At 52.2% G+C, this 14,497-nt stretch carries 8 protein-coding genes and 1 tRNA gene; 4 read left to right on the forward strand and 5 right to left on the reverse strand.

What is annotated here, in order from left to right; translation table 11 throughout:
* Positions 1-71: 71 nt before the first annotated feature.
* The 4 genes from ABXT50_RS04375 (at position 72) to ABXT50_RS04390 (ending at position 7,930) form a co-directional block, all read left to right on the forward strand.
* Positions 72-3,521, forward strand: coding sequence for a bifunctional proline dehydrogenase/L-glutamate gamma-semialdehyde dehydrogenase (locus ABXT50_RS04375; protein ID WP_415273679.1), 3,450 nt, complete (start codon positions 72-74; stop codon positions 3,519-3,521).
* A gap of 97 nt (positions 3,522-3,618) precedes the next feature.
* Positions 3,619-7,221 carry an efflux RND transporter permease subunit gene (locus ABXT50_RS04380; RefSeq protein ID WP_415273680.1) on the forward strand — a complete coding sequence of 1,201 codons (3,603 nt, stop codon included), beginning with the start codon at positions 3,619-3,621 and terminating at the stop codon, positions 7,219-7,221.
* A 39-nt stretch (positions 7,222-7,260) separates the two neighbouring features.
* The gene (orn, locus tag ABXT50_RS04385) at positions 7,261-7,830 is read left to right on the forward strand and encodes an oligoribonuclease (protein ID WP_415273681.1); all 570 of its coding nucleotides are present in this window, start codon (positions 7,261-7,263) and stop codon (positions 7,828-7,830) included.
* A 24-nt stretch (positions 7,831-7,854) separates the two neighbouring features.
* Positions 7,855-7,930, forward strand: a tRNA-His gene (locus ABXT50_RS04390).
* Positions 7,931-7,934: 4 nt separating this feature from the next.
* On the opposite strand, the gene gatB is transcribed toward ABXT50_RS04390, so the two are convergent.
* Genes gatB through mnmA form a run of 5 tightly spaced genes read right to left on the reverse strand, consistent with a single transcriptional unit; the run spans position 7,935 to position 14,479 of the window.
* Complete coding sequence (gene gatB, locus ABXT50_RS04395) at positions 7,935-9,434, reverse strand: Asp-tRNA(Asn)/Glu-tRNA(Gln) amidotransferase subunit GatB (RefSeq protein ID WP_415273682.1); 1,500 nt, start codon at positions 9,432-9,434, stop codon at positions 7,935-7,937.
* Positions 9,434-10,936, reverse strand: a complete 1,503-nt coding sequence (gatA, locus tag ABXT50_RS04400; protein WP_415273683.1) for an Asp-tRNA(Asn)/Glu-tRNA(Gln) amidotransferase subunit GatA — start codon at positions 10,934-10,936, stop codon at positions 9,434-9,436. The genes gatB and gatA overlap by 1 nt, the downstream gene beginning before the upstream one ends.
* A 2-nt stretch (positions 10,937-10,938) precedes the next feature.
* Complete coding sequence (gatC, locus tag ABXT50_RS04405; protein WP_415273684.1) at positions 10,939-11,235, reverse strand: Asp-tRNA(Asn)/Glu-tRNA(Gln) amidotransferase subunit GatC; 297 nt, start codon at positions 11,233-11,235, stop codon at positions 10,939-10,941.
* 48 nt (positions 11,236-11,283) lie between these two features.
* Positions 11,284-13,380, reverse strand: a complete 2,097-nt coding sequence (ligA, locus tag ABXT50_RS04410) for an NAD-dependent DNA ligase LigA (RefSeq protein WP_415273685.1) — start codon at positions 13,378-13,380, stop codon at positions 11,284-11,286.
* Complete coding sequence (gene mnmA, locus ABXT50_RS04415) at positions 13,373-14,479, reverse strand: tRNA 2-thiouridine(34) synthase MnmA (protein ID WP_415273686.1); 1,107 nt, start codon at positions 14,477-14,479, stop codon at positions 13,373-13,375. The genes ligA and mnmA overlap by 8 nt, the downstream gene beginning before the upstream one ends.
* Between the last annotated feature and the right edge of the window lie 18 nt (positions 14,480-14,497).

A 14,497-nucleotide genomic window follows, 5' to 3' on the forward strand; every position in this document is an offset into this window, starting at 1 on the left:
GTCTGAATGAAGTCATGAGGTGAGCCACTCGCCAACGTAATTTGCCAATTAGACTGCTTGTGTAGATTCCAATGAGAGACGGCAAACCAATGACGCTTAGCACTACTCAAATTCCTATTGTCCCGGCAAAAGATGAACTATCCGCGGCAGTAGTCGAGCAGGTCCAGCATTGGGTGCTCAATGCTTCTCAGCAGAAGAATTCGCAAGCGGCCGATCGACTTTCCGGTCTACTCCAGGACTCGAACGGGTTGGATTTTGCGGTCGGTTTTGTGGACGGAGTAATCAGGCCCGAGAGCCTTAGGGTCGCGGCGAGAAACCTTTACCGCCTTCGCAAAATCACACCCAAATTTTTACCCTGGATCCTTAGAGCCATGGTGTCTCTGGGAGCGAACCTAGCCAGGCCTTTTCCGTGGATTGTCATTCCAATTGCACGCAAAGTTTTGCGCTCCTTCGTGGAGCACCTCGTGATTGACGCAACCCCAACCAAATTGAGTAGAAGCATCTCCCGCCTATCGAGGCAGGGTTCGACCCTGAACGTCAACCTATTGGGAGAAGCGGTTCTTGGAAGCAAGGAAGCCGACCGCAGGCTGCAGAAAGTGAAGGACGTGCTTTCGAGGCCAGATGTCGATTACGTTTCAGTGAAGGTGTCGGCTATCGTCTCGCCTCACTCACCTTGGTCCTTCGATGAAACCGTGAGTGATGTGATTGAGCGTCTCGCCCCGCTTTACCGAATTGCCTCAGAATCAAAAAAACAAAAGTTTATAAACCTAGACATGGAGGAGTACCACGACCTCGACATGACCGTGGCGGTCTTCAAAGGCATATTATCAAAACCAGAATTTACTAAGCTTCAGGCCGGCATAGTCCTACAGGCCTATTTGCCGGATGCGGTCAGAGCAATGATCGACATTCAGCAGTTCGCTGCGCGTCGAGTTTTAGCTGGTGGCGCTCCGGTGAAGGTTAGGGTCGTAAAAGGCGCCAACTTGCCGATGGAAAGGGTGGACGCGGAATCCCACGGCTGGCCACTTGCAACAGTTGAATCAAAAGCGGCAGCGGATGCTAACTACAAAAGAGTCCTGAACTATGCGCTGACCGAAGACCGCGTAGCGAACGTTCGGATTGGTGTCGCGGGACACAACTTATTTGATCTTGCCTTCGCCTGGCTGTTAGCTTCGCAGCGAAATGCGCAAACCGGCATGGACTTTGAGATGCTCCTGGGTATGGCAGAGGCGCAGGCTAATGTGATCCGGAAAACCGTTGGAACTCTGGTGCTTTATACCCCCGTTGTTCACCCGCAGGAATTCGATGTTGCCATTGCCTATTTGATTAGACGACTGGAGGAGGGCGCTTCAAAGGAGAACTTCCTTTCCAACGCTTTTAGGTTGGCTGACCCAGATGTTTTCCAGGTTGAAGAGGAACGCTTCAAGGTTTCTCTAACCATGCTGGATTTGGAAATTCCAATCCCAAACCGACTACAAGATCGTCACAACGACGTGGCATTTCCGCCAGCGAAAGGCTTTGCAAACGCCGCGGACACTGACCCGTCTTTAGCGGCCAACCGAGCCTGGGGCTACGAAATTATTGGCCGCGCCGGCACCAGCGATATCGGTATAGACCTAGTAGCGAACCAAACAATATCCAGTGAGGCCCAACTTCAAGGAATTATGGATAGGGCAGTTGATGGTGGGGCACGCTGGAGTAAGGACTCTTTACGGACTCGCGCCGCAAAGCTCCACGAAATCGGCGTCGCGATGGAAGCCAACAGGGGACGTCTAATAGAAGTCGCAATGGCCGAGGCCGGCAAGACAATAGATCAGGCTGACACTGAGATCTCAGAGGCTGTTGACTTTGCTCACTACTACGCGCAGCGGGCCCTTGAGTTAGACAAGATAGACGGTGCAACCCCGGTGCCATTTGGCGTCACGGTTGTCACTCCCCCGTGGAACTTTCCAATTGCCATTCCCGCCGGTGGTGCACTAGCTGCTCTCGCCGCAGGTTCCGCAGTTATTTTCAAGTCTGCGGGTGCCTCGGCCAGATGCGGTGCGGTTCTTGCCGACATAATTTCCCAAATTATCGACCAAGACGTGTTTATCCCGATTCAACTGAGTGAGTCTGAGCTCGGCAAGCAGCTCCTGTCACACCCTGATGTCGACCAAGTGATCTTGACCGGCGGTTACGAGACGGCCCAACTATTCAAGAGCTTCCGCCCTGACCTGAGACTGCTAGCAGAAACCAGCGGGAAAAACGCAATTATTGTCACCGAGAGCGCTGACTATGATCTAGCCGCTAAGGATATTGCCTACTCCGCTTTTGGCCATGCTGGTCAAAAATGTTCAGCTAGCTCTCTTGTTATCTTGGTTGGATCCGTCCACAAGTCAAAGCGGTTCTTGCGCCAGCTCCATGACGCAGTCAGCAGTATGCACGTCGGTCATGCCAATGATCCCAGAACTCAAATGGGGCCCATGATTGCTGCACCCTCGGGAAAACTTCTCGAGGGCCTAACAACGCTCGGCCGCGGAGAAAAATGGCTACTTGAGCCCGCGCAGCTGGATGAAACTGGAAAACTATGGTCTCCAGGAATCAGAGTTAATGTCGTGCCGAATTCGACCAGTCACCTGACCGAGTACTTTGGTCCAATTTTGTCCATCATGATCGCACCTAACCTGGAAGCAGCAGTCGCTCTACAGAACTCAGTGGACTACGGACTTACAACCGGGATCCACTCCCTGGATGCAGTCGAAATAGAAAAGTGGCTCGCCACAATTCAGGCTGGAAACCTTTACGTGAACCGCGGAATCACCGGCGCTATCGTTCAGCGTCAGCCCTTCGGAGGCTGGAAGCGCTCGAGTGTAGGACCAAGCACCAAAGCTGGCGGACCGAACTACATCCTTAGTCTGACCAACTGGAAGAGCTCGCATTCGACTGCTAGCGCTGAGATCCTGAATAAGAGTGTGAACCAGCTGCTTGCCATAGCTCAGCTGACAGACTTGTCCGACCTTGAGATGGAATCGCTTATTCGCGGAGCCAAATCTGACCAGGTGGCTCTAACAGAAACTTTCCGTAACGCTACCGACCCTTCTAACCTGGACAGCGAGCGGAATGTTCTTCGCTATCGAAGAAGCGATTGCGTACTTCGCATTGAAAAGACTGCGACCATTCAGGAGACCATGAGGGCTCTCTCCGTCGCTCTGGTGCTAGGAAACCTCGACATCAGTTCCTTTGAATTAGATAAGAACGTAATTTCTTTGCTGAAAAGCTCAGGTTTGCGCGTGGCCATAGAAGACCAAGACGGCTTTGAGAAGAGGCTAGCTGAGAGCCCGAGGCGAGTTCGGCTAGTCGGTGATGCACCAGAAGTCGATGCCGACAGCGCTCTTTCCAACTGCGACGTGGCTGTTTACAATCATGAGCTAACCGAATCTGGACGAATTGAACTGTTGCCATATTTCAAGGAGCAGTCTGTAACCGTGACTGGTCACAGGTTCGGAACCCCGGTTCAGTTTGTTGCCGCGCTAAGCATCTGATTGACAAGGGCTTCAACAGTCACAGCTCGTAATTTAAGGGACTAATCTCCTAAACTGTTGAGTTGTCAGTAAAGCCAACAAACAAAGAGGTAATTAGTTGTCCAATATTTCCAGACTTTCGCTAGCAAATCGCGCTGTTGTCGCATTAATAACCCTCATTATCGGTGTGTTCGGCCTGCTATCCGTTGGCAACCTGAAACAGGAACTAATTCCATCGATAGAGATTCCGTCGGCCGCAATTGTGACTTCATATGCTGGAGCATCACCCGAGGTTGTTGACAGTCAAGTTTCCGTGATTATCGAAAACGCTGTTATTGGTCTGGAAGGCTTGGAATCAACTAGCGTCACTTCCTCAACCGGGCTTTCGGTCTTACGAGTGTCCTTTGAGTTCGGCACAAGCACCTCTGACGCGACTGAAAGGCTAAATAATGCCATCAGTGCCGTAGCGGCTTCGCTTCCTGCAGATGTAAGCCCTCAAGTTATTTCAGGCAGCTTCGACTCGGTGCCAATCATCGTCCTTGCGATTTCGGCCAATAATGGCGACAACGAGAGCCTCAGCGCGGAGCTCGACAAGATTGCACCGTCAGTTTTCCAACAAGTAAGTGGCATTAGGGAAATTGCCGTCTCCGGAGGAAAGCAAAAAAGACTCAATTTAGAGCTCAACCAAGTGGCTCTTGCCCAAAATGGTCTCAGTCAGAGGGACATCTCCGCAGCGCTGCGTGCTAACGGACTGGTTCTGCCGGTTGGTTCTCTGACTGACGCAGATGGCAGTATTTCCATTCAGATGGGAAATGCTGTTGACACAGTTTCATTGATGGAGTCACTACCTCTAATCTCGGCAACACCCAATGCAAATGCACTTAGCGTTGTAACAATTGGCGATGTAGCAACAGTCACCTATGAGGATGCTCCAATCACCTCAATTGCACGAACGAATGGCAATGAAACCCTGGCTATTTCGATAACGAAGACTCCGGACGGTAACTCGGTTGACGTTTCGCGAGGCGTCCAAGACTTAATTCCTGATCTGAAGGCCGCTTTGGCTGCAGATGTGACAGTAGTCACTATTTTTGACCAGGCACCATTTATTGAAGAAAGCATCAAGGACTTAACAGTCGAGGGACTACTGGGTCTCGGGTTTGCAATCATCGTAATTCTGATTTTCCTGCTGAGCTTTAAATCCACGATCATTACTGCTATTTCGATTCCGACATCGTTGCTTATAACGTTTATCGCTTTGGAGTTTGCGGATTACTCCCTAAACCTTTTGACCCTAGGTGCTCTGACAATCGCAATTGGCCGCGTAGTAGATGACTCGATTGTGGTTATTGAGAACATAAACCGACACCTGAGCTATGGAGAGGAGCGCGTGAAAGCAGTGCTCTCCGGAGTCAAGGAAGTCGCCCTGGCGATAACATCTTCGACCCTTGCAACCGTTGCAGTCTTCCTTCCAATCGCTCTAGTTTCCGGATTAGTTGGTGAGCTATTCCGCCCGTTCGCATTCACTGTCGCAATAGCGTTGCTGGCCTCACTCCTTGTATCGCTCACCATCGTTCCGGTGCTGGCGTACTGGTTCCTGCGCATGCCAAAGCGTCTTTTGGCAGCTCAAGCTGCTGACCCAGTTGCCTTCGAAGAGAACCAGCGGGAGATTGAGGAACAACGCGAAAAGCGCAGCCTTCTTCAGCGCGGTTATATTCCGATCCTCAAAGGCACCAAGAATCACCCGTGGGTCACTCTGACCGCTGCAGTCTTGATTTTGGGCTACACGCTCTCACTTGTTCCACTTTTGAAAACTAATTTCATTGACGGCGGCGGCTCAAACCAGTTTGACGCCCAGCTGAGCATGCCAAGCAACGTGACCCTCGAAGAACAAGACAGAGCCTCGGCTGTCCTGGAAGGCCAGATCATGGCCCTTGACGGCGTCGAGGTGGTGCAAAGCACTATCGGATCATCTGGAGCCGATGGCAGAGTTGCCTTTGGCAGGGCAGCCTCCGGCGTGCGCCTGACAGTAACCGCCGCAGATGACGCGGACGTGGAAATCCTTCAAACACAGGTGCGTCGACTTGAAACACCCATGGGAAGCGAAATCACAGTCTCGACTGGTGGAGGTTTCGGCTCGAGCGAGACCATCGATATTCAGGTACTAGCGAGCGATCCCGCGCTTCTCCAGGACTCGGTCAATAATCTTGTTGCAGGATTAGCCGATGTTCAGAACGTAAGCTCAATCACAACGACCCTGGACGCGGATCAGAGAGTTCTCGAGGTCATCGTAAACAGACAGAAGGCCGCAAGTTACCTTTTGACTGAAACCACGGTTACCGGCATAGTGGCCTCTCAACTCCGCCCTTCGTCGCTTGGCACCCTGAGCATCGAAGGTAAAGACACCGATGTTTACATCTCCGGCACCCAAGCTCCTGAGTCAATTAGCGAGATTAATGCCTTGTCAATACCAACCTTTCAGGGGCCGGTGCGCCTGGACAGTATCGCGACAATCACCGAAGTACTAAAGCCAACCTCGATAACCTCGGAGCGAGGTAACCGCTCCGCCACAGTTTCGCTGGCCCCTATTGGAGAAGACCTAGGTGCTATCTCAGCAGACATCACTGCGGCCTTAGCTCTAATTGAGCTTCCAGCCGGTGCTGAAGCAACCGTTGGTGGAGCAGCGGCCGACCAAGCCGAGAGCTTCAGCCAGCTGGGCACAGCCTTGCTCGCGGCGGTTGCCATTGTCTACATTGTTATGGTTGCAACGTTTGGAAGCCTGATTCAGCCGCTCCTGCTGCTGGTATCAATTCCGTTTGCCGCGATTGGAGCTCTAGGGCTACTACTGATCACAGACACCGCTCTTGGGGTTCCTGCACTAATAGGAATGCTCCTCCTGGTTGGGCTGGTGGTCACCAACGCGATTGTGTTGCTAGACCTGGTGAATCAGTATCGAAAGAAGGGCAGAAGCGTAGAGGATTCTCTGATTGCTGGAGCAAGGCAAAGGCTGAGACCGATCCTCATGACCGCCTTTGCAACTATCTTCGCCCTTACCCCCTTAGCCCTTGGTGTGACAGGGAACTCAGGGTTTATTTCTAAGCCACTTGCGATAGTAGTAATTGGTGGGCTTGTTTCATCCACCCTTTTGACGCTGATCCTTGTTCCTGTCCTGTACTGGCTAGTGGAGGGCCGAAGGGAACGAAAAGTAATCAGAGTCGACCGACGACTAGTCAAAAAAGAAGCTCGTCTAGCCAAGAAAACCGCCTCGGGTCAGAACGTGATTTCCGCTTCAGACGCAACTCCTATGACATCAGCCGCTGTGCTGACCGATACCCGGCCGAATCCCGAAGCTGTTCAAGAAGCCACTGAGGTAGAAGCTCCTGATGAAGAGTTGGCGGTCAAACAAGCTCCGGAAGAAAAATTGCCTGAGCAGACCTTCCAGCCAGCACCGGCATCTTCCGCGCCAGAACTTGCTTGGACAGAGGAGCCCAACGAAGTCGAACTGGATGATGAGTCCAGCATGACTTGGGACGAACCCACGGTCCCCGTGGAGCCCGCTCCAGCCTTGACTGGATCGGCCGCTGAATTGCCGGCAAGTCAGGATGAAGTCGCCGCAGCGCCCTTGACGAAGAAAGAAGTCAAAGCAGCCAAGAAAAAGGATAAGAAAGACCGCAAGGACCAGATTAAAGCCGCCAAAAACCCTCGTCACTCGAACGACTAATCGCCTATGTCTTCTTTTATAGTTTGGGTCGACTGCGAAATGACTGGACTCGAGGTCGGCGTTGATGAAATCTGCGAAATTGCAGTGATCGTAACTGACGAAGACCTGAAGCCGGTTCACGAAGGTTTTCAGGTGGTTGTGAAGCCCTCACGCAAAGCGATGAAAAACATGGGCGAGTTTGTGACCAACATGCACACCGTTTCCGGCTTGATAACTGAAATTCCAAAGGGTATTTCGATCAAGAAGGCCGAGCAGCAGGTGCTTAATTATGTAAAGCAATGGGTCACTGACAAGGGAACGGCGCCTCTGGCCGGGAATTCAATCGGTACCGATCGAATGTTTCTAAACCGTCAAACTCCGGAATTTGACTCGTTTTTGCACTACAGAAACATTGACGTTAGTTCCTTTAAGGAAATGGCAAGACGTTGGTATCCAAAGATTTACTTCCAGCTGCCCAAAAAAGACGTCAGTCACCGAGCGCTTTCTGACATTCAAGAATCGATCATGGAGCTCCGCTACTACCGCCAAGTATTTCTAGTTCCGGCACCGGGTCCTTCGGTGAAGGATCTAAAGGAGGCAGTTTTAGCCTTAGAGGCTGATACACTCTAAAGCGTTCTGGCTAGTCCAGACATGGTGGGTATAGCTCAGCTGGTAGAGCACCTGGTTGTGGTCCAGGGGGTCGCGGGTTCAAGTCCCGTTACTCACCCCAGTAGTTACTTGGCTCTTTCTAAAATGAGCTCTCGTACTCTGGCTGCGTCGGCTTGACCGCGCATTTCTTGCATTACAGCTCCGATTACGGCCCCAGCAGCCTGGAGTTTGCCGTCCCGAATCTTCTCCATGACATCCGGTTGACTCGCCAGTGCCTTGTCAATTGCGGCAATGAGCGCGCCCTCGTCGGTAACAATCTTCAAGCCACGGCTTTCGATAACTTCGGCCGGCTCGCCCTCGCCTGCCAATACACCCGCAACTACGTCCCTTGCGATGCGATCAGTTAGCTCACCGGAATCAATTAGCCTCTGAATAGCAGCCACTTGCTCTGGAGTGATTGGAAGGTCCTGCACAGCTACCTGTTGGGCGTTTGCCAATCTCGCAAGCTCCCCTGTCCACCACTTTCTGGCTGACTGTGGGCTGGCGCCCGCAGAAACAGTTGCCTCAATCTCGTCGAGCAAATCAGAATTCAAAACATCTCTAAACTCAAGATCCGCGAATCCCCAAGCGGTCTGAAGACGCTTGCGCCTAAGCGCAGGCTTTTCGGATAGCGTCTGGCGAATTTCTTCGATCCACTCTTTGCTCGGCTGAACCGGCACCAAGTCTGGCTCTGGAAAGTAGCGATAGTCATCGGCGTCGGACTTTGGCCTACCGGCAGATGTGTGGCCGCGGTCTTCGTGCCAATGCCTGGTTTCCTGAATGATTTTTCCGCCGGCGGCGAGGATGAAAGCCTGGCGTCGAATTTCGTAACGAACCGTGTTTTCGATGCTCTTCAAGGAGTTAACGTTCTTGGTTTCGGTTCTGGTCCCAAGCTTCTCCGCACCCTTTTCTCTGAGTGAGACGTTCGCATCGCAACGCACGTTTCCGCGCTCCATCTTTGCATCCGACACGTTCATGCTCTTTACAATGTCGCGGATTGCCCGGACATAGGTTGCGGCCAGCTCTGGAGCCTTGTCAAGCGCTCCGTAGATGGGTTTGGTCACAATTTCCACGAGTGGGACACCGGCGCGGTTATAGTCCACCAGAGAGTACTCCGCCCCTTGAATTCGGCCGGTTTCTCCACCGACGTGAGTCAGCTTTCCGGCATCCTCCTCCATGTGGGCCCGCTCAATTGGGACCATAAAAACTTCGCCGGTTTCAAGCTCGATTGAAATCTCACCCTCGAAGGCAATTGGCTCGTCGAACTGCGAGGTTTGGAAGTTCTTGGCTAGGTCAGGATAGAAATAGTTTTTTCTAGCAAAGCGACCATTGGACGCGATCTGGCAATCCAGCGCGAGTCCGATAGCAATTGAGGACTCCACGGCCTTGCGGTTAACCGCTGGCAAGGAGCCAGGCAGTCCCAGGCAAGTTGGGCAAACGTTGGTGTTTGGCTCCGAGCCAAAGTTATTTGCACAACCGCAGAACATTTTGCTGACGGTGTTTAGCTCAACGTGGACCTCGAGCCCGATCACCACCTCAAAACGCTCAATGGCATCTTCGTAGGACATTAGTTGTTCTTTAGCCATTACAGCGCCTCCAAATCAGGCACTCGCGCAATTAGCGAGGCGCCCCATTGATCCATATAAAGCTTCTCTACGATGCTTGCGACTCGATACATCTGGGCATCCTGCATCGCCGGGGCAAGAATCTGCAAGCCGGAAGGCAGTCCATCCTCTGAAGCGAGCCCGTTTGGCACTGAGATTCCCGGGATTCCCGCCAAATTCGCGGGGATCGTCGCGACATCGTTTAGATACATCGCGAGTGGGTCATCGACCTTCTCGCCAATCTTGAATGCCGTGGTGGGTGCAGTGGGGGTCAGCAACACATCAGCCTGGGTAAATGCCATAGCTAGATCTTGCTGGATTAGTGTTCTGACTTTTTGGGCCGAGCCGTAGTAGGCGTCGTAGTGACCAGACGAAAGCGCGTAAGTGCCCAGAATTATTCTTCTTTTGACCTCTGGTCCGAAGCCTTGTTCACGCGTGGCAGCCATGACATTTTCTATGGTGGGGTTTCCGTCTGGAGTCACTCTGAGTCCAAATCTGACCGAATCAAATTTCGCCAGATTTGACGAAGCCTCTGCGGGCAAGATCAAGTAATAGGCGGCGACCGCGTATTCGAAGCTTGGGCAATCAACCTCAATAATTTCAGCGCCTGCAGCAGCAAGTTTTTCAATTGTGTCATCGAAACAAGCCTTTACCCCGGGCTGGAAGCCGTCCGAAGATAGTTGCTTTATAACTCCGACTCTCAGGCCTTTGACATCCGCTTCTTTCACAGACTGAACCATAGAGCCCAAGCTATTTGGCAAAGATGTCGAATCACGTGGGTCATACCCCCCGATTACATCCTGCAACATGGCCGCATCCATAACGCTATTAGTCACTGGGCCTATTTGGTCTAAAGAACTAGCGAGGGCGATCAGGCCATAACGAGACACTGCGCCGTAGGTCGGCTTTGCGCCAACGGAGCCAGTCATTGCCGCTGGGAACCTGATTGAGCCTCCCGTGTCGCTGCCTATGGCAAGAGGAGCGAGATGGCCGGCAATAGCGGAACTGGAGCCTCCTCCAGAACCTCCGGGGATCCGGCTTAGGTCCCAAGGATTCCTGCTCGGGCCATAAGCCGAGAACTCAGTCGAGGAGCCCATTGCAAATTCGTCGAGATTGGTCTTTCCAAGAATAGGCATTGAAGCCTCTCTTAGCTTTCTAACTACGGTTGCGTCGTACTGCGGAACCCAGCCCTCAAGAATCTTTGAACCGGCGGTCGTCGGCGCATCGGTCGTAGTTAGGTTGTCCTTCACCGCAATTGGTACACCGTGCAGCGGGGAGACTGCAGTCCCATCAGACAGTTGCTGATCCGCTTTTTTTGCCTGAGCCAGGCTGTTTTCACGATTGAAGTGAAGGTAGGAGTTGGTCTTCGGGTTCAATTTTTCTAGACGGTCTAAAAATGCCGTGGTAATTTCCACCGATGAGACTTGCTTGCTAGAAATGAGACCTGCGAGAACCGCCGCGCTGGAAGAAGTTATCTCAGTCATTTCTAATCCTCATCCAAGATTGCGTTTACTTTGAATCGGCCATCATTGCTGTCAGGGGCGCTGGAAAGGGCCTGCAATTGAGTCAGAGAAGGCAGAATTACATCCTCGCGATAGACGTTTGCCATTGGAATTGGGTGGCTTGTCGCAACCACATCTCCGGAGACAGCCTTGGTGACAGTGGCAACCGAATCCACGATCACTCCAAGCTCACCGGCCAATTGCTCGACCTCTTGATCGGTGACCAAGATTCTGGCGAGAGACGCCAAATGGCGGACCAAATCGGGTGTAATTTCAGACATACAGTTTCTCACTTCATCAATTGGTGTTCGTAGCCAAGTCTAGTTCTGTCAGGCTGGCAATTTATCTAGGAACTGCGCTTCGGTAATTACCAAGACATCCAGCGACTCGGCCTTGTTCAACTTCGAGCCAGCCCCCGGGCCAGCTACCAAAAAGGCCGTGTTCTTAGATACCGAGGAAGCAGCCTTGCCGCCGTTTTCGATTATCAGAGCCTCGATAGCTTCCCTGGTCATTGTTTCCATCGAACCGGTGACAACTATCGACAGACCGGCAAACAGTCCGTCTGATTTAGATACCTCTTGCTCCCTGTGCATCGGATTAGACAGCTGCACTCCCGCGTTTTCCCAGCTAGTAAGAATTTGTCGATGCCAATCCTCAAGATACCAACCGGTTATCGATTCAGCCAGCGTTGGACCGACTCCATCGACCTCCGCGAGCCGTTCCTGACTGGCTTCGAAAATTGCCCTAAAGGACCCAAAGTTATCCGCAAGCGCCCGGGCGGCAACCGGACCTACGTGCCTAATAGACAGTGAAACCAATAACCGCCAAAGTGGCTTGGTCTTCGCGACTTCTAGGTTTGCCAACAACTTGATAGCAACCTCTGAGGGTTCGCCATTTTTCTTTCTGAAATAATCGACTACTTTGTCGTTGCCTTCAGCGTCTTTCCTCGCAAGGCCAGTGTCGGCATCTATTACTTTGGCTTTTATGGGCAAGAGCTTTTCCATGGTGAGCGAAAATAAATCCGCCTCGGACAAAATTGGGGCAACCGCCGGTTCAACCGGCTTTGTGAGTGCGCTCGCGCTTACATAGCCGAGTGCCTCAATGTCAAGAGCAGCTCTTGATCCAATGTAGGCGATGCGCTCGCGAAGCTGAGCCGGGCAGCTCTTGGCGTTGCTGCACCGTAAATCGATGTCTCCTTGGCTTGCAGGCTCCAGCTTCGCCTGACATTCGGGACAATTAGGAGGCATTGCAAAAGCGCGTTCCGAGCCGTCTCGCAGCGAAACAACCGGGCCCAAAATTTCCGGGATCACATCTCCGGCTTTTCTGAGGACAACTGTGTCACCGATAAGAACACCCTTTGATTTGACTTGTTCCTGGTTGTGCAGAGTCGCAAATTCAACCTGACTGCCTGCCACAACTACCGGAGCTAAAACGGCAAAAGGCGTTGCCCGACCAGTTCTTCCGATTGAGACTTTTATGTCCAGTAATTTGGTGTAAACCTGCTCCGGTGGATACTTATAGGCAATCGCCCAACGCGGGGCCCTAGAGGTTGATCCGAGGCTTGCCTGAGTTGCCAAATCATCTACCTTGATGACCACCCCATCTATTTCGTGCTCGATGGTAGGGCGTGCCGCTTCCAGTTCGGAAATATATGCCAGTACGAGATTTGGAGTTTCAAGAACCCGGTAGCGCTTGGTCGTCGGAAGTCCCCAATTCGCGAGCTTTTCATAAACCGCGCTCTGACTGGAAACGTCAGCGGACCAAACTCCAAAACCATGTACCAGCATTTTCAGTGGCCTAGTCGCCGAAACAGCCGGGTCTTTTTGACGAAGCGAACCGGAAGCGCTATTTCGAGGGTTAGCGAAGGGTTTGCCACCTTGGGAAACGATTCTGGCATTTAGTCTTGCAAAATCTTCAAGCTCAAAAAAAACCTCGCCGCGAACTTCGACAAGTTCTGGGTGATTCTGGCCTAGAAGTCGATGTGGGACACCCTGAATGGTCATCGCATTCTGGGTAATATCTTCGCCAACCTCGCCATCTCCCCGGGTGGCGGCTCTAATGAGCACTCCATCTTTGTAGGTCAAAGACACCGCAAGTCCATCGATTTTAGGTTCACACAAATAAGGCCCCGGACCGACCCTTTCGGCCCAAGCCTGAAAACCTTGCGAGTCAAAAACATTGTCTAGGCTCATCATCTTTTGCCCATGAACCACCGGATCGAACACACTGCCGGACCCAGACCCGACCTTGGTTGTTAGAGCATCCCCAGCGCCCATTGGCTCAAGTGCCTCTAGTTCTTTGAGTTCCTGTTCGAGTAGATCGTATTCACCGTCCGAAATAAGCGATTGGTCTTGTTGATAATAAGCATCTCGATATTTCTCAATCAGCGCTCTTAGTTCTTCGATTCTTATCGACTGACTAGGCACCAGTTGAGACCTTGCTACGGGTTTTATCTATCGTCATTTGGCCCAATACTCGCGTTCCAAGATAGATGACTGCAGTTTGTCCAGCCGGTACCCCGTAGAGCGGCTCATTCAGTTGCACATGCATCTGACCATCGACAATTGCCGCTGTGGCTGGAACAGTGTCTCCGTGAGCTCTTATTTGCACATCACAGTCAAAAGCATCTTCGGGATTTTCAGGCGCTTTCCCGCACCAGGTATAGCGAGCGCCGAAGAGATCGGAGACTTGCAATTCTTCTTCAGGTCCAACGACAATTTCCTTGGTTTTCGGCCTAATCTCCAGCACATATCTTGGCTTGCGGTCGACTGCTGGAGTTCCGATTCTCAACCCCTTGCGCTGCCCGATTGTGAAACCGGCGTGCCCGTCGTGCACTCCTAGCTGATTTCCATCGCTGTCCACAATCTTGCCCGGGTCAGTTGGTACGAAGTCCTTTAGCCACTCCCGGGTATCCCCCTCAGGTATAAAGCAAATGTCGTAGCTGTCCGGCTTATTTGCGACACTCAAGCCCCGAGCGGTAGCCTCCTGCCTAATCAAATCTTTAGACGCAGTCGCCCCTAGTGGGAACATAGAGTGAGCTAGCTGATTCGCGTTTAACACTCCCAGTACATAACTCTGATCCTTCGCCATTTCTAATGACCGGTGCAGTTCTAGGTCCCCTCTAGCATCCTCAATGATTGACGCGTAGTGACCCGTGCAAATTGCCTCAAAACCAAGTGATAGTCCACGTTCTAACAACGCTGAGAACTTGATGCGCTCATTGCAGCGCATACAGGGGTTAGGGGTCCTACCGGCTTGGTATTCGGCCACAAAGTCATCGACCACGTCAAGCTTGAAGCGCTCTGAGAAATCCCACACATAAAAAGGAATGCCGAGCTTATTAGCTGCACGCTGGGCATCCATCGAGTCTTCTATTGTGCAGCAACCCCTGGAGCCAGTTCTAAGTGTTCCCGGCATCCTAGAAAGAGCCAAGTGAACACCGATGACGTCGTGGCCCTGCTCTACGGCCCGCGCGGCAGCCACAGCAGAATCAACTCCGCCACTCATTGCTGCTAAAACACGCATGGCTACAAGTCTAATTTG

It is taken from the genome of Aquiluna sp. Uisw_065, assembly GCF_047731275.1.
Lineage (GTDB): Bacteria > Actinomycetota > Actinomycetes > Actinomycetales > Microbacteriaceae > Aquiluna.

What these genes read in the sequence shown, in the direction of transcription:
- ABXT50_RS04375 (WP_415273679.1), top strand. Translation starts at nt 72, where the DNA reads ATGAGAGACGGCAAACCAATGACGCTTAGCACTACTCAAATTCCTATT.
- orn (WP_415273681.1), top strand. Translation starts at nt 7,261, where the DNA reads ATGACTGGACTCGAGGTCGGCGTTGATGAAATCTGCGAAATTGCAGTG.
- gatB (WP_415273682.1), bottom strand. Translation starts at nt 9,434, where the DNA reads ATGGCTAAAGAACAACTAATGTCCTACGAAGATGCCATTGAGCGTTTT.
- gatA (WP_415273683.1), bottom strand. Translation starts at nt 10,936, where the DNA reads ATGACTGAGATAACTTCTTCCAGCGCGGCGGTTCTCGCAGGTCTCATT.
- gatC (WP_415273684.1), bottom strand. Translation starts at nt 11,235, where the DNA reads ATGTCTGAAATTACACCCGATTTGGTCCGCCATTTGGCGTCTCTCGCC.
- mnmA (WP_415273686.1), bottom strand. Translation starts at nt 14,479, where the DNA reads ATGCGTGTTTTAGCAGCAATGAGTGGCGGAGTTGATTCTGCTGTGGCT.